General features: G+C 68.7%; 21 protein-coding genes and 1 tRNA gene. 8 read left to right on the plus strand and 14 right to left on the minus strand.

Going from position 1 to position 21,126, the window contains the following annotated elements; genetic code table 11:
• Positions 1-9 precede the first annotated feature (9 nt).
• Both ABRP18_RS14910 and ABRP18_RS14915 read right to left on the minus strand, forming a co-directional pair.
• Positions 10-885 carry a heme o synthase gene (locus tag ABRP18_RS14910; protein WP_046747708.1) on the minus strand — a complete coding sequence of 292 codons (876 nt, stop codon included), beginning with the start codon at positions 883-885 and terminating at the stop codon, positions 10-12.
• A gap of 6 nt (positions 886-891) precedes the next feature.
• Positions 892-1,671: a YggS family pyridoxal phosphate-dependent enzyme gene (locus ABRP18_RS14915; RefSeq protein ID WP_193761329.1), complete on the minus strand. Its 780-nt coding sequence runs from the start codon at positions 1,669-1,671 to the stop codon at positions 892-894.
• Between the two features lie 78 nt (positions 1,672-1,749).
• Between ABRP18_RS14915 and gabT the strand changes: the two genes are divergently transcribed.
• On the plus strand, positions 1,750-3,087 hold the full coding sequence (gene gabT / locus ABRP18_RS14920; protein WP_349884920.1) for a 4-aminobutyrate--2-oxoglutarate transaminase: 1,338 nt from the start codon (positions 1,750-1,752) through the stop codon (positions 3,085-3,087).
• A gap of 4 nt (positions 3,088-3,091) precedes the next feature.
• Here gabT and ABRP18_RS14925 read toward each other — a convergent pair whose 3' ends face one another.
• Positions 3,092-3,772, minus strand: a complete 681-nt coding sequence (locus ABRP18_RS14925; protein ID WP_349884921.1) for an HAD-IA family hydrolase — start codon at positions 3,770-3,772, stop codon at positions 3,092-3,094.
• 51 nt (positions 3,773-3,823) lie between these two features.
• Here ABRP18_RS14925 and ABRP18_RS14930 point away from each other — a divergent pair, with 51 nt between their 5' ends.
• Complete coding sequence (locus tag ABRP18_RS14930) at positions 3,824-4,849, plus strand: glyceraldehyde 3-phosphate dehydrogenase NAD-binding domain-containing protein (RefSeq protein ID WP_349884922.1); 1,026 nt, start codon at positions 3,824-3,826, stop codon at positions 4,847-4,849.
• Positions 4,846-5,577 (plus strand): glutamine amidotransferase, encoded by a 732-nt coding sequence (locus tag ABRP18_RS14935; protein ID WP_058630687.1) that lies wholly within the window; start codon positions 4,846-4,848, stop codon positions 5,575-5,577. Before ABRP18_RS14930 ends, ABRP18_RS14935 begins: the two co-directional genes overlap by 4 nt.
• 61 nt (positions 5,578-5,638) lie before the next feature.
• On the opposite strand, the gene ABRP18_RS14940 is transcribed toward ABRP18_RS14935, so the two are convergent.
• On the minus strand, positions 5,639-6,184 hold the full coding sequence (locus ABRP18_RS14940) for a carboxymuconolactone decarboxylase family protein (protein ID WP_046747658.1): 546 nt from the start codon (positions 6,182-6,184) through the stop codon (positions 5,639-5,641).
• 123 nt (positions 6,185-6,307) lie between these two features.
• Here ABRP18_RS14940 and ABRP18_RS14945 point away from each other — a divergent pair, with 123 nt between their 5' ends.
• Complete coding sequence (locus ABRP18_RS14945; protein WP_349884923.1) at positions 6,308-7,159, plus strand: AraC family transcriptional regulator; 852 nt, start codon at positions 6,308-6,310, stop codon at positions 7,157-7,159.
• A gap of 30 nt (positions 7,160-7,189) precedes the next feature.
• Here ABRP18_RS14945 and ABRP18_RS14950 read toward each other — a convergent pair.
• From ABRP18_RS14950 to ABRP18_RS14960, 3 genes are all read right to left on the minus strand, one after another.
• A tRNA-Cys gene (locus tag ABRP18_RS14950) sits at positions 7,190-7,260 on the minus strand.
• 13 nt (positions 7,261-7,273) lie between these two features.
• The gene (locus tag ABRP18_RS14955; protein ID WP_233437328.1) at positions 7,274-8,524 is read right to left on the minus strand and encodes an aminotransferase class I/II-fold pyridoxal phosphate-dependent enzyme; all 1,251 of its coding nucleotides are present in this window, start codon (positions 8,522-8,524) and stop codon (positions 7,274-7,276) included.
• A complete protein-coding gene (locus tag ABRP18_RS14960; protein ID WP_349884924.1) occupies positions 8,521-9,882 on the minus strand; it encodes an aminotransferase class I/II-fold pyridoxal phosphate-dependent enzyme in 1,362 nt (453 codons plus the stop codon). The genes ABRP18_RS14955 and ABRP18_RS14960 overlap by 4 nt, the downstream gene beginning before the upstream one ends.
• 99 nt (positions 9,883-9,981) lie before the next feature.
• On the opposite strand from ABRP18_RS14960, the gene ABRP18_RS14965 reads away from it, so the two are divergent.
• Positions 9,982-10,767 (plus strand): DNA/RNA non-specific endonuclease, encoded by a 786-nt coding sequence (locus tag ABRP18_RS14965; protein WP_349884925.1) that lies wholly within the window; start codon positions 9,982-9,984, stop codon positions 10,765-10,767.
• A 15-nt stretch (positions 10,768-10,782) separates the two neighbouring features.
• On the opposite strand, the gene ABRP18_RS14970 is transcribed toward ABRP18_RS14965, so the two are convergent.
• The 4 genes from ABRP18_RS14970 to ABRP18_RS14985 all read right to left on the minus strand — a co-directional run bounded on the left by ABRP18_RS14970 (position 10,783) and on the right by ABRP18_RS14985 (position 14,728).
• Positions 10,783-11,871, minus strand: a complete 1,089-nt coding sequence (locus ABRP18_RS14970; RefSeq protein WP_349884926.1) for an alkene reductase — start codon at positions 11,869-11,871, stop codon at positions 10,783-10,785.
• A 63-nt stretch (positions 11,872-11,934) separates the two neighbouring features.
• Entirely contained in the window at positions 11,935-12,450 is a 516-nt protein-coding gene (locus ABRP18_RS14975; RefSeq protein ID WP_113681060.1) for a MarR family winged helix-turn-helix transcriptional regulator, read from the minus strand.
• 66 nt (positions 12,451-12,516) lie between these two features.
• Complete coding sequence (locus ABRP18_RS14980; RefSeq protein ID WP_046747651.1) at positions 12,517-12,972, minus strand: MarR family winged helix-turn-helix transcriptional regulator; 456 nt, start codon at positions 12,970-12,972, stop codon at positions 12,517-12,519.
• 1 nt (position 12,973) lies between these two features.
• A complete protein-coding gene (locus ABRP18_RS14985; protein ID WP_218867287.1) occupies positions 12,974-14,728 on the minus strand; it encodes an MDR family MFS transporter in 1,755 nt (584 codons plus the stop codon).
• A 93-nt stretch (positions 14,729-14,821) separates the two neighbouring features.
• On the opposite strand from ABRP18_RS14985, the gene ABRP18_RS14990 reads away from it, so the two are divergent.
• Positions 14,822-15,712, plus strand: a complete 891-nt coding sequence (locus ABRP18_RS14990) for an alpha/beta fold hydrolase (protein WP_231728730.1) — start codon at positions 14,822-14,824, stop codon at positions 15,710-15,712.
• A 25-nt stretch (positions 15,713-15,737) separates the two neighbouring features.
• Here the strand turns inward: ABRP18_RS14990 and ABRP18_RS14995 are convergent, their stop codons facing one another.
• Positions 15,738-16,508, minus strand: coding sequence for a glycosyltransferase family 2 protein (locus tag ABRP18_RS14995; RefSeq protein ID WP_349884927.1), 771 nt, complete (start codon positions 16,506-16,508; stop codon positions 15,738-15,740).
• A gap of 85 nt (positions 16,509-16,593) precedes the next feature.
• Here ABRP18_RS14995 and ABRP18_RS15000 point away from each other — a divergent pair, with 85 nt between their 5' ends.
• Positions 16,594-17,190 carry an HAD family phosphatase gene (locus ABRP18_RS15000; protein ID WP_349884928.1) on the plus strand — a complete coding sequence of 199 codons (597 nt, stop codon included), beginning with the start codon at positions 16,594-16,596 and terminating at the stop codon, positions 17,188-17,190.
• 14 nt (positions 17,191-17,204) lie between these two features.
• Here ABRP18_RS15000 and ABRP18_RS15005 read toward each other — a convergent pair whose 3' ends face one another.
• Positions 17,205-19,013: an oleate hydratase gene (locus tag ABRP18_RS15005; RefSeq protein ID WP_349884929.1), complete on the minus strand. Its 1,809-nt coding sequence runs from the start codon at positions 19,011-19,013 to the stop codon at positions 17,205-17,207.
• Positions 19,014-19,131: 118 nt separating this feature from the next.
• Between ABRP18_RS15005 and ABRP18_RS15010 the strand changes: the two genes are divergently transcribed.
• Positions 19,132-19,887, plus strand: coding sequence for a class I SAM-dependent methyltransferase (locus tag ABRP18_RS15010; protein WP_058630697.1), 756 nt, complete (start codon positions 19,132-19,134; stop codon positions 19,885-19,887).
• A 29-nt stretch (positions 19,888-19,916) separates the two neighbouring features.
• Here ABRP18_RS15010 and trpS read toward each other — a convergent pair whose 3' ends face one another.
• Positions 19,917-20,957, minus strand: coding sequence for a tryptophan--tRNA ligase (gene trpS / locus ABRP18_RS15015; protein ID WP_058630698.1), 1,041 nt, complete (start codon positions 20,955-20,957; stop codon positions 19,917-19,919).
• Between the last annotated feature and the right edge of the window lie 169 nt (positions 20,958-21,126).

Raw genomic sequence — 21,126 nt, forward strand, 5'->3', positions numbered from 1 at the left:
GCCGCGCACTCAGGGCGTCAGCAGAGGATCGACGCCCACCGCGAGGAACAGTGCGGCGAGGTAGACGATCGACGCGCGGAAGACGAGCATCGGGCGCAGCTCGCCACCCCGCCGAGCCCGTGACCGCATCAGCGACGCGGACACCACGAACCCCGCGCCCGCCCCCAGAGCCACCGTCCAGTACAGCAGGCTCACCTCCGCGACGAAGGGCAGGATGAGCGAGCACACGACCGTCACCACCGCGAAGCCGATCACCCTGATGGCGACGAACGACGGCGGGCGCGTGGCACCGAGCATGGGGACGCCGGCCCGGCGGTAGTCGTCTCGGTAACGGATCGAGAGCGGCCAATAGTGCGCAGGCGTCCAGAAGAACACCACCAGGAACAGGATCACCGCCGGCCATTCGAGAGCGCCGCGCACCGCGGTCCAGCCGACGAGCACGGGCATGCACCCAGCGACCCCGCCCCAGACGATGTTCTGCTCGGTGCGACGCTTCAGCAGCAGGGTGTAGAAGACCACGTACAGCACGAGGCCGGCGGTGGACAACGCGGCGGGCAGGGGGCCGACGAAGGTGAGCATCCACCCCACCGAGGAGATTCCGAGCACGGTCGCGAAGATCAGACCGGCGCGCGCGGACACGACGCCCGTGACCAGGGGGCGCCGGGCCGTGCGCTCCATGACCGCATCGCTCTCGCGCTCGAAGTACATGTTGAACGCCCCGGCGGAACCGGCACTCAGTGCCCCGCCCACGAGCACCGCGCCCAGGAGAGCGATGTCGGGCCGTCCGTCGGCGGCGAACACCATGACGGGGATCGTGGTGACGAGGAGGAGTTCCAGGATGCGGGGTTTGGTCAGTTCGAGGTAGGCGCGAACGGTCCGCAGCACGTGTCGTCAGCCTTCCGGCCAGTAGTGACTGTCGGGCAGCGCGCGGGCACCGAAGATCGCCTGTCCGACGCGCACGCACGTGGCGCCCTCCTCGACGGCGATCTCGTAGTCCCCGGACATCCCCATCGACAGCTCGCCCGCCCCGATGAGGTCGGGCGCGTCTTGTCTGGCCTGGTCCCGCAGCGTGCGCAGCAGCGAGAAGCACTCGCGCACCCTGGCGTCGTCCGGGGTGAGGATGGCGAGGGTCATCAGTCCCCGCACGCGGAGCGTCCCATAGGAGGGCAGTGCCTCCAGGAACGCGGGAAGCTCCTCCGGTGGCATCCCGAACTTGGAATCCTCGGCCGAGGTGTTCACCTGCACGAAGACGTCGAGGCTGCGGCCGGCGGCCTGCAGACGTCGGTCGAGCGCCTCGGCCACCCGCAACCGATCGAGAGCCTGGAACTCGGTGGCGAACGCGGCCACATCTCTGGCCTTGTTGGTCTGCAGGTGCCCGATGATCGACCACGACACATCGAGGTCGGCGGTCTCCCCGTTCTTGCGCACTGCCTCCTGCACCTTGTTCTCGCCCAGCAGCCGCATGCCCGAGCGGATCGCGACGCGGACGCGCTCGGTCGGGACCGTCTTGCTCACCGGGAGCAGGGTCACCTCACGCGGATCGCGCCCCGCCCGCCGCGCTGCCTCGGCGATGCGCGATTCGACGCTCGCGAGGTTATGCCGGAAGTCGTCGACGGTGACCGCCGTGGGGTAGCGCTCGTCGGCGCCGATCGGTGCATCCAACTTTGACATAGGTCAAACACTAACATAGTCTTAGGCCGTTTCGTCGGCGATGTCCGCCGCTCACCGCTGCTCACCAAAGGAGCCCCCATGTCTGCGCCCCGCGTGCTTCCCGATCACTCCTCCGCCCCGTTGCTGCTGACCGATGTGCCGGGACCGCGCAGTCGAGCCCTCCACGAGCGACGCAGGCAGACCGTCGCCCGGGGAGTCGGCAGCGTGCTGCCGGTGTACATCGCGCACGCGGACGGCCCCTGGGTCACCGACGTGGACGGCAATCGCCTCCTCGACCTCGGCAGCGGCATCGGCGTCACCACGATCGGACACGGGAATCCCGCCGCCGTCGCGGCCGCCGCCGCGCAGCTCGAGCAGGTGACGCACACGCTCTTCACCGTCACGCCCTACGAGGGGTACGTCAGGCTGGCCGAGCGCCTCTCCGAGAAGACCCCCGGCGATCACGAGAAGCGCTCGGTGTTCGTGAACTCGGGCGCGGAGGCCGTCGAGAACGCGGTCAAGATCGCTCGACGGCACACCGGCAGGCGCGCGGTCGCCGCCCTCGACCATGCCTTCCACGGACGCACCAACCTCACGCTCGCCATGAACCACAAGGCCGCGTACGGCACCGGATTCGGCCCCTTCTCGTCCGACATCCACCGCGTGCCCAACTCCTACCCGTACCGGGACGGCCTCTCCGGGGAGCAGGCGGCGGAGCGCACGATCGCCCACCTCGAGCAGCGCATCGGCACCTCCGACCTGGCCGCCGTCATCGCAGAGCCGATCCAGGGCGAGGGCGGGTTCGTGGTCCCCGCCGACGGCTATCTGCCCGCACTGCAGGACTGGTGCACGCGCAACGGTGTGGTGTTCATCGCGGACGAGATCCAGACCGGGCTCGGACGCACGGGGACGTGGTTCGCGAGCGAGCACTTCGACGTCGTCCCCGACCTCGTCCTCACGGCCAAGGGCATCGCGGCAGGACTCCCGCTCGCTGGCGTCACCGGGCGCGCCGACATCATGGACGCCCCCGACCCCGGCGGCCTGGGCGGAACCTTCGGCGGCAACCCCGTCTCCATCGCCGCGGCCCTGGCCGTGTTCGATGAGCTCGAGCACGGCCCCTTCTTCGCGGAAGCCCTGCGCATCGGAGGCAGCCTCCGGCAGCACCTCACCAAGCTCGGCTCGCGCCACCCCTTGATCGGGGATGTGCGCGGGATCGGCGCCATGTACGCCTTCGAACTCACCGATCCCGCCACCTCGCACCCCGCCGCGGGAGCCGCCTCCGCGATCGCGGCCTACGCGGCCCAGCACGGCATCCTGCTGCTGACGGCCGGCAGCGACGCGAACGTCATCCGATTCCTGCCTACTCTCACGACCACCGACGATCAGATCGAGGTCGCGGTGGACGTGATCGACCGAGCACTGGCGACACTCGCCTGACGACTCAGCCGGGTGCACCGGTCGCGTCGATGACGAGTGCGCCCTCCCGCCAGCGCACGCGGTGGAGGTCGGGCACGACCAGGTCGGGGTCGCCTCCCGACGACGCCGCTCCGACCCCGACGACGAACCCGGCACCCGCCGCGCGCGCCGAGCGGATCCCCGGCACGGAGTCCTCGAACACGATGCAGTCCTCAGCGCGGCGCGCCAGCAGGTAGGCGCCGAGAAGATAGGGGTCGGGTTCCGGCTTCCCCCGGGGAACGTCTTCCGCCGCGACCAACGCCGGTGGAAGCGCGATACCGGAGCTGCGCAGCCGCGCCAGAGCCACGGCGCGGTTGCTGCTCGTCACCACCGCCCAGCGGTCGCGCGGAAGCGCACCCACCAGCCGCGACGCTCCTCCGACCTCCCGGGTGTGCACGGCCGCCTCGACCTCCAGCGCGACCAGTTCCGCCGTGGCCTCTTCCGCGGCCTCCCGCCCCACCAGGCCGGCCACGACCTCGCTCGGCCGCATGCCGTGCGGCGCATCGCGCAGGAAGTCGAAGGAGGGAGCATGCCGGCGGGCCCAGGCATCCCAGGCGGGCGCTGCGCCCAGGACCGAGTCCACGAGGACGCCATCGCAGTCGAACAGCAGTCCGGCCGGTCCGAACTCCCAGGAATCCCCGCTGCGCACGTGTGATAATTTTGGCATAGGCCAAAGCTAGCACCGGCACGGGGGGACCGCGCCGCGGAGGGGACACCAATGCCTAAGAGAATCGCCATCAACGGACTGGGCCGAATCGGCCGCAATCAGCTCCGACTTCTGCTCGCGCGTCGATCGGAGCTCGACCTCGTCGCCGTGAACGACCCGCGGGGGCCACGCGCCATCGCGGATCTCCTCCTGCGCAGCGACGGCAGCAGTGGGCCGTCGACGCGCGGCGTGCGGTACGACGACGACCACCTCTTCCTCAACGGACACGCGGTCCGCATGCTCTCCGAGCGCGATCCGTTGCGGCTGCCCTGGCGTGAGCTCGGAGTCGACATCGTCATCGAGGCGACGGCGTCCGTTGCCGGGGCCGACGACGCACGCACGCACCTGACGGCCGGCGCGAAGAAGGTGATCACGACGGTTCCGACTCCGGACGACGACGGCACCATCATGCTCGGCGTCAACGAGCACACCTACGACCCGGCCCGACACCACGTCATCTCCAGCGCGTCCTGCACGACCAACTGCCTGGCCCCGGTCGCCAAGGTCTTCCACGAGGCGTTCGGCATCGACTCCGGACTGATGACGACCATCCGTGCCGAGTCATCCGACCTCCAGGTGCAGGACGCCCCCCACGCGGACCCGCGGTCCGTGATGGGGAAGGAGGCGAAGGGCGGAAAGATCACGCCGCGCAGTGGAGGAGCCGCGTCCGCGATCGGTCGCGTCCTGCCCGAGCTCGACGACGGCCGACTCGACAGCTACACCCTGCAGGTGCCGGCCATCAGCGGTTCGATCACGCATCTCACGGTCACGGCGTCCCGACCGGTCACCGCCGATGAGGTCAGGACCGCCTACGAGACGGCCGCGGAGGGCCCGCTCAAGGGGATCCTGCGCTGCGCCGACGATGAGATCGCGGTCGCCGGCACCGTGATCGATCCGCATTCCTCGATCCTCGACGCCGGTCTGATCCGCGTGATCGGCTCGCAGGTGAAGATCTCCGCCTGGTACGACGACGAGTGGGGATACTCGCACCGTCTCACCGAGCTGACCGAGTACGTCGCAGAAAGGCTGTCCGCATGACGATTCCCGAGCCGCGCGAGCGCACGGCGCTCGCGTTCCGCCACGTGCACTTCGAAGACCTCGGCATCCTCGGGCCTCTCCTGCGCGAACGCGGCTTTCGTGTGGAGTACGTCGACCTCGGCACCGAGGCCATCGACATCGAACGCGTGGACGACGCCGATCTCATGATCGTGCTGGGCGGCCCGATCGGCGTGCACGACGCCGATGGGTATCCGCTCCTGCACGCCTCGAAGGAGGCCGTCGCCCATCGGCTCCGCTCCGGCAGGCCGCTGCTGGGGGTATGCCTCGGAGCACAGCTGATCGCCGACGCGCTGGGGGCGCAGGTGCACGCGACCGGTCAGGTCGAGATCGGCTACGCACCGCTCGATCTGACCGAGGACGGCCTCGATTCACCGCTGCGCGCACTCGACGGCATGCCCGTGCTGCACTGGCACGGAGACGCGTTCACGATCCCGGCCGGATCTCGCCGGCTGGCGTCCACCCCCGGGTTCCCGAACCAGGCGTTCAGCACGGGCACCGTGCTCGCCCTGCAGTTCCACCTCGAGGCCGACCACCGCGCGATCGGGAGCTGGCTGATCGGCCACGCGCACGAGCTGCATCACAACGGCATCGACCCGCGCATCATCCGCGAGGACGCCAGAGCCTACGGACCGGAACTCGAGAGGGCAGCCCGTTCCGCCATCGCGACATGGTTGGATTCCGTCGAACTGCCCGCTCCCACCGCCTGACCGCGACGACGACGAAGGGGCCGGGTCCCTGCGGACCCGGCCCCTTCTTCTGCGACAGCGCTCAGCTCGCGCGACGAAGAGCCACGCTCGGGAAGTCGATCGGGACGTCGAGAGCGATGTTCACGTAGTTCGTGAACAGGTTCAGCGCGACCTGGGCGATCGTCTCGACGATCTGCTCGTCGGTCCACCCCTGCGCGCGCACCGCGTCGACATCCGCCGACGACACCTGACCGCGCTCCTCCACCAGCTTGAGCGCGAACGCGAGCAGCGCCGCCGTGCGCGGGTCGTCGGACTCGCCGCTCTGCGCGGCGGTGAGGGCCTCACGGCTGAGGCCCGCCTTCTTGCCGAGGGCGGTGTGCGCGGCGAGGCAGTACTGGCAGGAGTTCCGGTCGGCGACGGCCACGGCGATCTGCTCGCCGATGGCCGGACCGAGCGAGCCGCCGCCGAAGGCGCCGAACGCCCCCCACATGCTGGTGAGAGCCGCGGGAGAGTTGGCGACGGCGCGGAACATCGCGGGCACGGCCCCGAAGGCGCCGGCGATCTGATCAAGCTGTTCCTTGACGTTTCCGGTGGCGTTGTCGCGGTCGATGAGAGGGACGTTGGGCACGGGATGCTCCTTCGATTGTCGAGTCGGCCCGGATCCGAGCCGACTCCAGTCTTTCGACAATGACCGGACGATGCGCACCATAACGTCTTGCTTTCATGACATATCGTCCCGGATACTGGGAGCGTGTCCGATATCGATCGCCTCTCTCCCCTCCTCGAGCGGTTCCGCGTGCGCACGCGGCTGTTCCACAACGGGCCGCTGTGCGGCACGACGGTGTTCCCGGCGAGCGGTGGACACGGTTTCCTGCACGTGCTGCGACGAGGCGAGATGGAGGTGACGCATCGTCGGGCCGACGGCAGCAGCGAGCGCGCGCTCATCTCACGGCCGAGCCTGCTGTTCTTCCCGCGGCCGGTCGACCACTCGTTCCTGAACGCGCCGACCGAGGAGTCCGACTTCGCCTGCGCGACTCTCGATTTCGACGACGGCGCGACCCACCCGCTGGTCCGCACACTGCCATCGTCGATCGTGCTGCCCCTCGATGAGGTCGAGACTCTCGGCCCCGCACTCGACCTGATGTTCTCTGAGGTCGACAATGTGCGGTGCGGACGCCCGCTGGTGGCGGACCGCATGTTCGAGGTCGTGCTCATCCAGCTGCTTCGATGGATGCTCGATCACGCAGAGCAGCTCGACCTCGCACCGGGGCTCATCCCCGGCCTCGCCGACGAGCGGCTCGCCCCCGCGCTCGTCGCCATGCACGAGGAACCGGGGGAAGCGTGGAGCCTGGAGTCCCTCGCCCGCACGGCGAACATGTCGCGCAGCGCGTTCGCCGCGCGATTCAAGGAGGTGCTCGGACGCTCGCCCGGCGACTACCTCACCGAGTGGCGGCTCACGATCGCACAGGAGCAGCTGCGTGGCGGCATGTCGGTGAGCGCGGTCGCGGCGCAGCTCGGCTACGCGAGCTCCTCCGCCTTTTCTCGGGTCTTCGCCCAGCGCATCGGACACTCGCCGAGGACGTGGCTGACGCTGGCCGCCTGAGGGTGTGCGTTCCGGCGCCGGGCCGTTGAGAGGTGGAGGCAGGAATCGAACCTGCGTGCACGGTCTTGCGGACCGCGACCTGGCCACTCGGTCACTCCACCGGGTCGGACGAGCTCAGCGCTGAGGCGGTGAGTACCCGTCCAGGAAGGCACCGAGACGTCGGAGTGCATCGGTGAGCACATCGGCCTCCGGGAGGAAGGCGATGCGGAGGTGATCGGGAGTCTGCAGATTGAAGGCCCGCCCATGCACGAGGAGGATCCGCTCGGCGTCGAGGAAGTCCAGCACCAGCCGCTCGTCGTCGACGATGCCGTGCACCTCCGGGTCGAGGCGGGGGAACAGGTACAGTCCCCCGCCCGCCACCTGCACGTCCAACCCGGCAATCCCGCCGAGTGCGTCGAGTGCGGCATCCCGCTGCCGCGTGAGCCGTCCGTCCTGCGCGACCAGCTCGTCGAGCGAGGCATCATGGGTCAGCGCCGCGGTGATCGCGTGCTGCGCCGGAACGGAGGCGCACATGCGCATCGAGGCGAGCAGACGCACCCCGGAGAGGAAGGGATCGTCGGAGTGGAATCCGGTCGCGGTCATCCACGCGGCGCGATACCCCGCGACCCGGTGCGTCTTCGAGAGTCCCGCGAAGGTGACGCAGGGCACGTCAGGAGCGACCTGTGCAGTTGAGACGTGCTCGAACCCCGGGTAGACGACGCGGTCGTAGATCTCGTCGGAGAGCAGCAGCAGGCCATGCCGCCGCGCGAGCTCGGCGATCTGCTCGAGAACCTGTCGCCCGTACACCGCGCCGGTCGGGTTGTTCGGGTTGATCACGACGATGGCCGCAGTCCGAGGACCGATCGACGCCTCCATCGCCGCGAGGTCCGGCGCCCACCCCTCGGCTTCGATGCACGGGTAGTGCACCGCCCGCCCACCGGCCAGCACCGTCGATGCCGTCCACAGCGGGTAGTCGGGACTCGGGATCAGCACCTCGTCGCCGGGCTCGAGCAACGCCTGCAGCGTGAGGCCAACGAGTTCCGAGACACCGTTGCCGACGGTGATGTCATCGATGGCAAGCGCGGGGAAGCCCGGGCGGAGGGCATAGTGCGCGCTGATCGCCTCGCGCGTCTCCGGAAGCCCCGCGGACTCGGAGTAGCCGTGCGCATGGGGCAGGGCTGAGCGGAGCGCCTCGACGATGGCCGGAGGAGCATCGAACCCGAACGGTGCCGGGTTGCCGATGTTGAGACGGAGGATGGACTCCCCGCGCTTCTCCAGCTCGGCCGCCCGGTCGGCGACCGGGCCACGCAGGTCGTACAGCACACCTTCCAGGCGCGAAGAGCGGCCGATGCGCGATTCGGCGCCCCGAGGCCGGCCGGCCATCATGCGTCCGCTCCGGACGAGTGCGACCCGCCGGCCACAGCCACGAGATCGTCCACGAGTCGCTGAGCCTCGGCATCATCGAGGGCGTGCACGGTCAGACGGAGATACGTGGAGCCCTGCGCGCTCTCGGTGTCCAGGGCGAACTCGGAGCCGGGCCGCACGAGCCACCCGCGCGACGCGAGACGTCGACCGACCTTGGTCGCATCGTCGCGGACATCGACCCACACGTTGAGGCCACTGTCCGCCTGCGCCTGGACTCCGCGCGCATCGAGCTTCGACACGAAGGCCTCGTTCCGTCCGGCATAGTGCTCGCCCGCTGCGACGATCGACCGCTGCACCTCGTCATCGCGCAGCATCGCTGCCGCAAGCCGCTGCATCACATGACTCACCCACATCGTTCCGGGGCTGAGCCGCAACGCGAGACGTCGCGCGGTCACCGGATCGGATGCCGTGACCGCCAGGCGCATGTCCGGCCCCAGGAACTTCGACACCGAACGCACCAGCGCCCATCGCTGCTGCGTCGGCGCGATGATGCTGGCGTAGGGCGTGGGGTCGAGCAGCGAGAAGTGGTCGTCTTCGATGACCAGGACATGAGGATGGTCGGCGAGGACTTCGCGCAGCGCGAGAGCCCTGGTCGCGCTGGTGCCGACGCCCGTGGGGTTGTGCGCGCGAGGGGTGCAGACGATCGCGCGCGCACCGCTCTCGAGTGCAGCCCTCAGGCCCGCGACGGTCATGCCCTCGCGATCGACCGGGATGGCGACCGGCACATATCCGGCGAGCCGCGCCGTATGGATGCTGGAGAGGAAGCACGGATCCTCGAGGCCGACCCGGTCGCCCTGCACGAGCGTCTGCGCGAGGAGACGCTCGACGGCGTCCACCGCTCCTGCGGTGATCGACAGCCGGAACGGACGCGGGTGATCGGCGGCGATCCAGTCGGTCGCCCATTCGGCCAGGTCGGGGTCTATCACCGATTCGCCGTAGAGCACGTGCCCCGGGGTGACCGTGGCGAACGCGGCCGCGAGGTCGGGAAGACGCGCGGCATCGGGGTTGCCGCTGCCGATGTCGCGCAGCACCGAGCCCGGGGTGAACCCCTCGTCATGATTCTCCGCCGGCCCGAGCACGGTGGTCCCGGTGCGACCGCCCGTGGCGGCGATGCGCGCGGTGACCAGCGATCGATAGGCGGCCAGCACCGTGTTCCGGTTCACGCCGAGGCGGGCCGCGAGGGAACGCACGGGCGGCAGCTGATCGCCCGGAGCATAGGCCCCGCGCTCGACGAGGTCGCGCACGCTCTCGGAGATCTCCGCAGCGGTCGAGCCCACGATCGCCTCCGAGACTTCTTCACGATCGGGTGCCTGAGCCATGCTTCGACCGTAGGGGATCGTTTGACCTATGTCAAAACTCGACCCGTTGTTTTCGAGATCGAACGGGTGCGCGTCGGAGGCCCGGTGCACGATGGGACCATGAGCGACGGCTACGACGCGGAGTTCCTCGGGACGCCCCTCCCCCTCCCGCGCCCTGCGCACGACGTGCGCACACTCCCTTACCCCCGGTTCACGGTGCTGCTCGACCCTGAGCGGCGCCTGGCAGCGGTCACGGCCGTGAACATCGACGGCGCCACGTTGCAGAGCCTCCCCCGCACCGGCGACTGGCGGCTGGACGAACGCCTGCGGCCCGACGAGCAGACCGGGCCCGAGGTGTACGCCCGCAACGATCTCGACCGCGGACACCTCGTGCGCCGACGCGATCCGGGCTGGGGACCGCCCGCCCCCGCCCGCGCGGCCAGCGAAGCGACCTTCTTCTACCCGAACGCGGCTCCGCAGGCGGCCGGGTTCAACCAGTCCAAGGAGCTCTGGCTCGGCCTGGAGGATCACGTGCTCGCCTATGCGGAGAGCACCGACCAGCGGGTGTCGGTGTTCACCGCGCCGGTGCTCGAGGACAGCGACCCTCCCTACCGCGGCATCCGAGTGCCGCTCCGGTTCTGGAAGGTGGCGGCCTGGCGAGGACCGGATGGGCTCGCCGCAGCCGGCTTCGTCCTCGATCAGTCCGACCTGGTCGACACCCGCGAGGAGCAGAAAGCCGTCCCGCTGCTCGGCGGCTTCCGCACGTTCCAGGTGCCGATCATCGACATCGCCGCCCTCACCGGCGTCGACCTCGGCGCACTGACCGAGGCCGACGTGCTCGCGCGACCGGGCGCCCGTGAGACGGGATGGCTGCCCCTCGACACGGCGAAGGACATCGTGCTCTGAGGCGAGCGCGCCGCCTCAGACTCCGGCGCGGACCGACTCCAGCGACGGGTAGTCGGTGTACCCCTCGGCCGTGCGACCGTAGAACAGCTCGGGGCGCGGAGGGTTGAGCTCGGCCCCCTGGGTCCAGCGCTCCACCAGGTCGGGGTTGGCGATCACGGGACGGCCGGCGGCGACGGCATCCGCCCACCCGTCGTCCACGAGGCTCTCGGCGGCATCCCTGGTCGTGTCGATCCCGAAGCCGGTGTTGACGATCAGCGGCGCACCGGCCGTGCGGCGGATGTGCTGCACGAGCTCGCCGGCGGGGTCTACGTGGAGCACGTCGACGAACGCGAGACCGAGAGGTGCGAGCCCTTCGGCGACCGCGGTGTAGGTCGCGTGGACGTCTGCGGCGTCCTCTTCCAGCACACCCTGGATGTTGTGCTGCGGCGAAAGGCGGATGCCGGTGCGATCGGCTCCGATCGCCGCAGCGACGGCCTCCGTGACCTCGATCGCGAAGCGTGCCCGGTTCGCGGGTGATCCGCCGTAGCCGTCGTCACGCGTGTTCGACACCGGAGACAGGAACTCGTGCACGAGGTACCCGTTCGCACCGTGCACCTCGACGCCGTCGAAGCCCGCGGCGATCGCGTCGCGCGCCGCCTGGGCGAACTGCTCGACGACGACGGGGATCTCCTCGAGGGTGAGCGCATGCGCGACCGGGAGATCGGCCTTGCCCTGCGGCGTGCGCGTCTGTCCGGGGGCGGCGAGCGCGCTCGGGGCCACGACGCGCGCCTCGCCCGAGATCGCGGGGTGCCCCACGCGTCCCCCGTGCATGAGCTGCATGACGATGGTTCCGCCCTCGTCGTGCACGGCGTCGGCGATCTGCTTCCATCCGTCGATCTGCGCCGGGGTGACGATGCCGGGCTGACCAGGGTACGACTTGCCCTCCGCAGCCGGCCAGGTGCCTTCGGAGATGATCAGGCCCTGCCCCGCACGCTGGCGGTAGTACTCCGCCATGGTCTCGGTCGGCACACCCTCGTCGTCTGCGCGGGTGCGCGTGAGGGGCGCCATCACGACGCGGTTGGACAGCTGCAGGGCGCCGAAGAGGGCGGGTTCGTAGAGAGTCACAGTGGGAGACAAGGCACGGGCGGAGCGCTGTATTCCCTGCGGCATCTCACCTCGCCGGCCGTCTCACCTCGCCGACGGTGCCTCTCCGCCCCCGAGCCCGGCGAGCAGGTCGGCGAAGTGGTCGAGGTCGGCCGCGGTCCAGTTGCGCAGCCGCTCTCCGATGCGTCCTTCATACTGCGAGCGGGCGAGGGCCACGCGCTCCTGGGCGAGATCGGTCGCGACGAGGACGCGAGCCCTGCGGTCGTCCGGGTCCGGCACGCTCTCGACGAGTCCCAGCTGTTCGAGCTGGCGCACCTGACGACTCACCGCGGACTTGTCGGTCTGCAGGCGCTCGATGATCGCACCAGCCGAGGTCGCCTTGCCCGTCGCGATGGAGGTGAGGACCTGATATCCCAGGGGCTGCAGATCGGGGTGGACGGTCGCCGCCGCCTCGCGCCAGCCGATGCGGATCCGCGCGAACAGACGGCCCAGCTCCTGCTCGACCCTGGTGACGGCCTGATCGAGATCTTCGTCGCCGAGCCGATCCGTCGTCGAGGCGGATGCAGGGCGATCGGCAGGGGCGTCGGGAGAGGCGCTCATGCTCGCCAGTGTACGGCGAAGCCCCGCTGTCGATCGTGACAGCGGGGCCTCGGCTCAGACTTCGCCTCAGACTTCGGCGAGCAACCGGAAGGCCTTGGACGCCGCCCGGATCTCCTCGGGAGTCAACTCGTCGATCACGGCCTGAAGGCGGGTGCCGTACTCGCGGCGGACCTCGGCCAGCGCGGTGCATGCCACGGGGGTCGCGCTCAGCACCCGGAGGCGCCCATCCCGCTCATCAGGGCGGGACTCGAGCAGCCCGAGCTCCTCCAGCATCCGCACCTGCCGGCTGATGACCGACTTGTCCATCTCGAACCGCTCCGCGATCTCGTGCGCATTCGCGGTTCCCGCCCGGTCGATGAAGGTGAGCAGCTTGTAGCCGGCCACCTGCAACTCCGGGTGGACCCGGGCCGCAGACTCCCTCCACAGCGACCGGGTCCTCGCGAAGATGAGGTTCAGATGCGCCTGGAGGTCACCGAGCGCACTGTCGACGTCCGCCGACTCCACCGCTCCGGGGGCGAGCATCTCAGCGCTCCTGGTCCCGATCTTCGCGCTCGAGCACGCGTACCGACCCGGTGGTGGGGGACGCCGACTCCGCGCCGTCGATCCGGATGGATCCGGTGGCGAGTGACGCGCCGACCTCGGCCTCGGAGACCTCGATCACCGATTCCTCGGCCTGCTCGAGCATCTGCTCCGCGGCGTTCTTCGTCGACAGCGGCTTGTTCTTGATGAACGCGATCGCGATGATGGCGATCACGGCGAGCGGAATCGCGATGATGAACGCATCCGCGATGCCGTGCCCGTATGCACCCTCGACCATCGCGCGGATGGTGTCGGGCAGCTGGCCGACCTTCGGCACGTCTCCGGAGGCGAGGTGCTTGAGCGCCTCGATCTCGGCAGGTGTCGTCGGCACGAAACCGTCGAGCGCATCGGTGATGTAGTTCGCGACGCTCGTGGACAGCAGCGACCCCATCACGGTGACGCCGATCGTGCCGGCGATCGTGCGGAAGAAGTTCACGTTCGACGACGCAGCGCCCAGCTGCTGCGGCGCAGTGTCGTTCTGCACGATCAGCGTGAGGTTCTGCATGACCATGCCGAGTCCGGCACCGAGCACGAACATGTAGACGGCGACGAGCGGGAACGGCGTGTCGTAGCGCAGGGTGGCCATCAGGCTGACGCCGATGGTGGCGAGGACCGAGCCCGTGAGCATCCAGCCCTTCCACTTGCCGAAACGGCTGACGAGCTGTCCGATGATGATCGACGCACCCATCTGGCCGATGATCATCGGGATGGTCATGAGGCCGGACTCGGTGGGCGTGGCACCGCGGGCGAGCTGGAAGTACTGCGCGAGGAACACCGAGGTGGCGAACATCGAGACGCCGATCGCGATCGAGGCGATGACCGACAGGGTGAAGGTGCGGTTGCGGAACAGCGACATCGGCACGATCGGTTCCTTGACGAAGAACTCGACCGTGATGAACGCCGCGATCGCGACCGCCGCGGTGACGATGAGCATGATGCTCGTCGAGGAGTCCCAGTCGAACTGGTTGCCGCCCATGGAGACCCAGATGAGCAGGGTCGAGACGCCGACCGCAAGCAGCACGATGCCGAAGTAGTCGATCGACACCTTGGTGTCACGCTGCGGCTTCGGCAGGTGCAGCGTGAACTGCAGCAGCACGAGGGCGAGGATCGCGAACGGCACGCCGACGAAGAAGTTGGAGCGCCAGCCCCACACGTCGGTGAGGAGTCCGCCGAGCAGCGGGCCGCCGATCGTGCCGAGGGCCATGATGCCGCCGACGACGCCCATGTACTTGCCGCGCTCGCGCGGGGAGATGATGAGCGCGACGGCGATCATCACGAGCGACATGAGGCCGCCCACGCCGATGCCCTGGATGACGCGAACGGCGATGAGCATGTTCGTGTCGGTCGAGAAGCCGGCGATCACGGTTCCGACCGTGAAGAGGATGAGGGAGATCTGGACGAGCACCTTGCGGTCCACAAGGTCGGCCAGCTTGCCCCAGATCGGGGTCGAGACGGCGGTGGCGAGAAGACTCGCGGTGATGACCCAGGTGTACTGGGACTGGGTGCCGCCGAGGTCGGCGATGATGACGGGCATCGAGGTCGACACGACCGTGCCGGAGAGCACGGCGACGAACATGCCGACGACGAGGCCGGAGATCGCGGTGAAGACCTCGCGAGCCGAGCGTGTCTCGGAAGCGGGGATGGGGGTCTGTGTCACGGGGTAACGCTCCTGCGTAGAAAGTTGATCGAGGTCAACCATACGCCTTTAGTTGCCAAAGTGCAACTAAAGGCGTATGCGACGCTGCGGCGAGCGCACCTCCCCCGCGAACACGCCGGGGAGTACCTTGTGAGCGTGTCGACGGATTCGAGGAGTGGGCGGGCGCTCGGTGCCCCGGCAGACCTCGACGCGGCCATCGGCGACGTCGATTGGACGGTGCCACCTGCGGGCTCGCAGCGGTCGACGTTCTCCGCACCGAGCGGAGACTTGTCGGTGATCTCCCTCGGCGACCCCGCGAATCCGCGCGTGGTGCTGGTGCCGGGAGCGACGGGATCGAAGGAGGACTTCGCCCTGATGCTCCCCCTGCTGGCGGAGGCGGGGTACTTCGTGCAGTCGTTCGACCTGGCGGGGCAGTACGAGTCGCACGCCGCCGGTGCGAATGCGAGGTACACCTATGAGCTGTTCACGGGCGATCTGATCGCCTTCCTCGAGGCAGGGACTCGAGCGCACCTGCTGGGGTACTCCTTCGCCGGCACGATCGCCCAAGTCGTCGCCGTCCGCCGTCCTGACCTCGTCCGATCCCTCACCCTGCTCACCACTCCCCCCGGTTCCGGCAACGTGTTCGCGAGCATGAAGTGGCTGGGGCCGCTGGCACCCATCGCGAGTCCTCGGCGCGGCGCTGGACTCATGATCTGGGGGATCGTGACGAACAAGAACCGCGTCCCTCCGCGGCGACTCGAGTTCGTGCGCTCACGGTTCGCCCTGACGAGCCGTCGGAGTGTCGACGAGATCGTGGGACTCATGATGGTCGCGCCCGACTTGCGCGACCGCGTGCGGGCGCTGCCCGTGCCCAAGCTCGTCGTCGCGGGCTCGCACGACCTGTGGCCCCTGGCCGCGCATGAACGGTACGCGCACGACATCGACGCGGAGTTCCGCGCGTATGCGACGGGGCACAGCCCGAGCGAGACGACACCGCATCAGCTCACCGCCGACCTGCTCGATCTGTACTCCCGCGCGCGCGACTGACTCGCCGCACGCGTCACCGCCCGCTTCACCGGCCGACGGACGATCCACCCGATCGGTCGACCTCGCGACGCGCCTGCCGTCGAAGGCGCAACGACTCCGGCGACAGATGCAGGCGCACGGTGGGCACGACGTAGCTCAACCGCCGCCGGAGCGACGCCCAATCCTGGAACGGTCGGGCCGACACCTCGACGACGAGGTCACGGTCCCGCAGCACCGTCATCTCCGGCCGCACGTGGAACGACAGATCGAAATCATCGTGGATGTTGGTCTCCTCGCGGTGCACCTCGGCGCTCAGCGTGCGCCAGACCGCGGCGCGCATCGCCATGTTCGACCCGTAAAGCGGCGCATGCCCGAGGACGGGCGCCATGGTCGCGTACATGCCGCCGATGTATAGGTGCTCCCCCATCCAGTGCACGAGCCGCGTCGATCCGTAGAAGCGCGGGTCGCCGGTGAGGAAGTCGACGTCCGGGCGCTCACGGAAAGTCCGCTCGATACGCTCCAGCCAGTCAGGGTGGGGGCGGGAGTCGGCGTCGAGCCTCGCGATGATGTCGCCCGTGGCTGCGTCATAACCGGCCGCCGATGCTCGGGGTATCCCCGGGATCGGCTCGCTCACCACCCGCGCGCCGAACCTCTCGGCCACGTCGACCGTGTCATCGCTGCTGCCGTTGTCGACGATGACGATCTCGTCGGCGTGCCGGGTCTGCCGCGCGAGAGCGGCGAGGCACACCTCGAGCAGCCGGGCGTCGTCGCGCACGGGGATGACCACCGAGACGGAGCGCGGGAACACGGACACCATCGTTCTCCTCCCCCTGGACCGGCGGTTTCCAGACACAGTCTCCTCTGTGGACGGCCGAGCGCGGCAATTGAGCGAGGATGGTCGGATGATCCGTGTCGTCCTGTTCGACCTCGATGGCGTGATCCGGCACTTCGACGCCAGGAACACGGCGATGATCGAGCGCCGCTACGATCTCGCCCCCGGAGACATCGAGCGCATCGCCTTCGCCCGCCCGCTGATCGACGAGGTCACGACCGGCCGCATCACGAGAGCCGAGTGGGTGCGCCGTATCGGCGCGCGGGTCGGGACGGCTGCTGCCGAAGAGTGGAGCGCGCAGCCCGCGGCGATCGACGACGGCGTCCTGGAGCTGATCGACGACGTCCGGGAGACAGGAGTCCGCACCGCCGTACTCACCAACGGCACGGACACGATCCCGGCCGAACTCGCGGCAGCCGGACTCACATCCCGGTTCGACGCGATCTTCAACTCGGCCGAGATCGGACACGCGAAGCCGGACACCCGCGCGTTCCGTCACGTGCTCGAAGACCTCGGCGTCGACGCCACCGAGGTCTTCTTCACCGACGATTCGGCCTCCAAGCTCGTCGGAGCGCAGAAGCTCTCGATGCACACCCATCACTACGACGGAGTCGACGACCTGCGCGCTCGACTCGTCCAAGCGGGCGTGAACGTCGCAGCCGGCTGAGCCGCCCCCGCGCCTCACTCGACGGCGTCATCCGCTCGCTCGCGCCTCGTCGTGCCGCCGTGCTCCGGGATCAGACCGAAGTCGGTCAGAAGCTCTCCCATCTGCGTGTTGTCGAGTCGGTCGAGCAGCTTGCCCTTGACGAAGTTCGGACCGGGGATGTGCACCGCTTCGCCATCGCGCAATCGTGCGGTCGCCTTCAGCAGATAGCGGATGTCGTACGTCGAGTTGAACACCTCCGGCACCCCGCGCTCGATGTCGAGCAGTTCGTAGGTCGCCTCCATCGCGGTTCGCACCGAGTACTCGGTGGTGAAGATCGTGTCACGGGTGGTCTCGGCGAACTGCCCGAGGAACGCGAAGTTCACGCTGCCCTCCGGCACGACCTCCGGGCGATCTCCGGCCTTGCGCGGCAAGAAGAACGAGGTGACATACGGCATCATCACCGGCACCGTCTTCGCCCCCGACGCCGCCAGTTCCGGGATGTCTTCGACAGGAACCCCCAGGTGGTACAGCCACTCCTGTGCGATCTCCTCACCCGTGCAGTCCTGCATCGGCTTCTTGACGAAGTCGCCCGGCGTCTCGACGAACAGCGCGTACACCCACACCACGATCTCGTTCGGCTTCTGCGACTTGAAATGCGGCTGCCGGTTGACCGTCCAGCTCAGCAGCCAGGAGGAGTCCTTCGCCGTGACGATGCCGCCCGTGACGACCTTGCCGGAGAACGGGTCCCGCTGGGCGATCCGCTCGATGTAGGCGGGGATGCGCTCGTCGATCGTGGTGACGGTCGCCGACTCCCACTTGGTCTTGGGGATGTCGTTGCAGAACACCTCGGGGTGCCCGAAGTCGGGCGACTTCGCGGCGACCTTCTTCCAGAAGTCCCACGCCGGAGCCGGACCGTCCTTGAGCTTCGCGGGCGTGTGCTGGTCGCCGTTGTCGGAGTTCTCGGTGAGCGAGCCGATCGTCATCAGACACAGGTCGTCGGGGCCGAGGTCGACCCCGCCCGCCTCTCCGTCGGCGATCCAGTCGATGCGCGTGGCCTGCTTGCGGTCGTCCGTGATGTCGAAGCGCACGTCGGTGACCGTGTGGTGGAAGCGGAACTTCACACCGTGATCGTCGAGGAACTTCTGCATCGGCAGCACGAGCGACTCGTACTGGTTGTACTTGGTGAACTTGAGCGCGGACAGATCCGGCAGCCCGCCGATGTGATGCATGAACCGGTGCAGATACAGCTTCATCTCCAGCGCGGAGTGCCACTCCTCGAACGCGAACATAGTGCGCCAGTACAGCCAGAAGTTGCTCGCGAGGAAGTCCTCGCCGAACACCTCGTCGATGCGCTTGCCCTCCATCTGCTCGCGCGTGGCGAGAATCACATCGATGATGTCCTTCTGCGCCTTCTCCGACAGCGTGAACAGCTTGTTCGTGTGGGCATCCTGCCCCTGCTTCTCGGTCACCCGACAGAGCGAGAAGTTCGGGTCATCCTTGTTCAGCCAGTAGAACTCGTCGAGCACGCTGGCGTCCTCGATCTCGAGAGACGGTACCGAGCGGAAAAGGTCCCAGAGGCACTCCATGTGGTCCTCGAGCTCGCGCCCGCCACGGATCACGAAGCCCTTCTCCGGATACTTGATGCCGTCGAGCGCTCCACCGGGAAGACCGAGTTCCTCGAGGATCGTGATCCGCTCCCCGGCGATCCGGCCGTCGCGGATCATGAAGATCGCCGCAGCCATCGCGGCGAGCCCTCCCCCGACCAGCCATACGGTCTTGTCGTCAGCACCCTCGGGCTTGCGTGGCCGCGCGAACGCCTCGTAGTTGCCGTTGCTTCGATACATGCCGATCTTCCTTCCCACCCACCGGTCGATTCGCGACCAGTAGACAGGAGCGCCGCGACGAAGGGAAGAGGAAGCCCGTCATCTCACCCGCTGAAGGCGAGGCTGGGAGAATCGACGCATGACGGAATCCTTCGAGACGCTGATCGAAGCCGGACGCACCGCAGACGTCACAGGGTGGGACTTCGCGTGGCTGGACGGACGGGCGACCGAAGAACGGCCGCCCTGGGGGTACGCCCGGCTGCTGTCCGACCGCCTCGCCGGAGCGTCGGCCTCGCTCGACATCCAGACCGGCGGCGGTGAGGTGCTCGCCGAAGCCGCCTCGTTCCCGCCTGTCGCCGCGGCGACAGAGTCGTGGCCTCCCAATGTGGACCGGGCGACGCGGCTGCTCCACCCTCGTGGCGTGGTGGTCGTCGCCGACCCCGATGAGCCACCGCTCCCCTTCGCAAGTGAGGCCTTCGACCTGGTGACCAGCCGGCACCCCGCGACGATCTGGTGGTCGGAGATCGCCCGGGTGCTGACACACGGCGGCACGTACTTCGCCCAGCACGTGGGTCCGGCGAGCGCGTTCGAGCTGATCGAGTTCTTCCTGGGGCCGCAGCCCGACGCGCGGCGGGGTCGTCATCCCGACGACGAGGTCTCCGCCGCAGAGGCCGCCGGTCTCCAGGTCGTCGATGTGCGCACCGCTCGCCTGCGCATCGAGATCCATGACGTCGCCGCCGTCGTCTACCTGCTGCGCAAAGTGATCTGGTGGGTGCCGGGCTTCACCGTCGACGACAATCTCGACCGGCTCCGCGATCTGCACGACCTCATCCAGGAGGGTGGACCGTTCGTCGCGCACTCGACCCGTCACCTCATCGAGGCCCGCCGCCCTTAGCGGACTTGCGCTCCGCTGCCGGCGCCGCGTCAGTACACGGTCCCCATCGCCGCGCGCACCTCGTCGAGGGTGACGTCCGCGATCGCACGGGCGTGCTCGTTGCCGCGCTGCAGAACGGAGCGCACGAGGTCCCCATCCGCCGCGAGTTCTCGCCGTCGAGCCCGCAGAGGCGCCAGGAAGTCGTTCACCGCCGTCGCGGTCAGCGCCTTCAGCTCGCCGCTGCCACCGTCTCCGACGGCAGCGGCCAGCTCCTCGGGCACGGCGCCCAGGCACAGAGCGGCCGTCGACAGCAGCGCCGAGACGCCGGGCCGGTGCTCCGGGTCGAACGTGATCCGCCGATCCTGATCCGTCCGCGTGCGTCGGATCACGGCGACCGTCTCATCCGCGGTCATCGACAGGGCGATCGCGTTGCCGTAGCTCTTCGACATCTTCCGACCGTCCAGCCCTGGAACCTCTGGGGTCGCGGTGATCAGCGCATCCGGAACGGGGAAGATCGCCCCGTAGCGTTCGTTGAACCTCCGGGCGATCACCCGCGTCATCTCCACGTGCGGCAGGTTGTCCTTCCCCACCGGCACCAGGTTCCCCTTGCAGAAGAGGATGTCGGCGGCCTGATGCACCGGGTAGGTCAGCAGCAACCCGCTCAGGGCGCGACCCGACGCCTCGAGCTCGGACTTGACCGTGGGGTTCCGGTGCAGTTCGGCTTCGGTGACGAGGCTGAGGAACGGCAACAGCAGCTGGTTCAGCGCAGGGATCGACGAGTGCGTGAAGATCGTCGTCCGCTCTGGATCGATCCCCGCGGCGAGGTAGTCGAGCACGGCGCCGTGCACGTTGTCGCGCACGTGCGCCGTCGTATCCCGATCGGTGATGACCTGGTAGTCGGCGAGCACGAGGAACGTCTCGACCCCGGCATCCTGCAGCCGTACCCGCTCCCGGATCGTGCCGAAGTAGTGCCCGAGGTGCAGCGCCCCGGTGGGACGCTCCCCCGTGAGCACACGGAACCTCTCCGGATGCCGGGCCACGACGTCGGCGACCTCCGTCGAACGGTGTGCGGTCGCGGTGAACGAATCCATCTGTCTCTCCCTGAATCGGGAGCCGCACGGAGTTCACGGGTGCTGTTCACGAACTGCCGTGCAGCCCATGAACATACGTCAACCGGCTGCTATCGCAGCCACCACCATGCAGAGCGGTTGATCGTCATGGAACAGATGCTATCGCGCACCGCGACCACGAGTTCACGGA

The sequence above is a fragment of the Microbacterium sp. WHRI 7836 genome (assembly GCF_040223885.2).
Lineage (GTDB): Bacteria > Actinomycetota > Actinomycetes > Actinomycetales > Microbacteriaceae > Microbacterium > Microbacterium oxydans.

Coding starts and splice junctions, on each gene's coding strand:
- ABRP18_RS14915 (WP_193761329.1), bottom strand. CDS start 1,671: ATGTCAAAGTTGGATGCACCGATCGGCGCCGACGAGCGCTACCCCACG.
- gabT (WP_349884920.1), top strand. CDS start 1,750: ATGTCTGCGCCCCGCGTGCTTCCCGATCACTCCTCCGCCCCGTTGCTG.
- ABRP18_RS14925 (WP_349884921.1), bottom strand. CDS start 3,772: ATGCCAAAATTATCACACGTGCGCAGCGGGGATTCCTGGGAGTTCGGA.
- ABRP18_RS14930 (WP_349884922.1), top strand. CDS start 3,824: ATGCCTAAGAGAATCGCCATCAACGGACTGGGCCGAATCGGCCGCAAT.
- ABRP18_RS14935 (WP_058630687.1), top strand. CDS start 4,846: ATGACGATTCCCGAGCCGCGCGAGCGCACGGCGCTCGCGTTCCGCCAC.
- ABRP18_RS14955 (WP_233437328.1), bottom strand. CDS start 8,524: ATGATGGCCGGCCGGCCTCGGGGCGCCGAATCGCGCATCGGCCGCTCT.
- ABRP18_RS14960 (WP_349884924.1), bottom strand. CDS start 9,882: ATGGCTCAGGCACCCGATCGTGAAGAAGTCTCGGAGGCGATCGTGGGC.
- ABRP18_RS14965 (WP_349884925.1), top strand. CDS start 9,982: ATGAGCGACGGCTACGACGCGGAGTTCCTCGGGACGCCCCTCCCCCTC.
- ABRP18_RS14975 (WP_113681060.1), bottom strand. CDS start 12,450: ATGAGCGCCTCTCCCGACGCCCCTGCCGATCGCCCTGCATCCGCCTCG.
- ABRP18_RS14980 (WP_046747651.1), bottom strand. CDS start 12,972: ATGCTCGCCCCCGGAGCGGTGGAGTCGGCGGACGTCGACAGTGCGCTC.
- ABRP18_RS14985 (WP_218867287.1), bottom strand. CDS start 14,728: ATGGTTGACCTCGATCAACTTTCTACGCAGGAGCGTTACCCCGTGACA.
- ABRP18_RS14995 (WP_349884927.1), bottom strand. CDS start 16,508: ATGGTGTCCGTGTTCCCGCGCTCCGTCTCGGTGGTCATCCCCGTGCGC.
- ABRP18_RS15000 (WP_349884928.1), top strand. CDS start 16,594: ATGATCCGTGTCGTCCTGTTCGACCTCGATGGCGTGATCCGGCACTTC.
- ABRP18_RS15005 (WP_349884929.1), bottom strand. CDS start 19,013: ATGTATCGAAGCAACGGCAACTACGAGGCGTTCGCGCGGCCACGCAAG.
- ABRP18_RS15010 (WP_058630697.1), top strand. CDS start 19,132: ATGACGGAATCCTTCGAGACGCTGATCGAAGCCGGACGCACCGCAGAC.
- trpS (WP_058630698.1), bottom strand. CDS start 20,957: ATGGATTCGTTCACCGCGACCGCACACCGTTCGACGGAGGTCGCCGAC.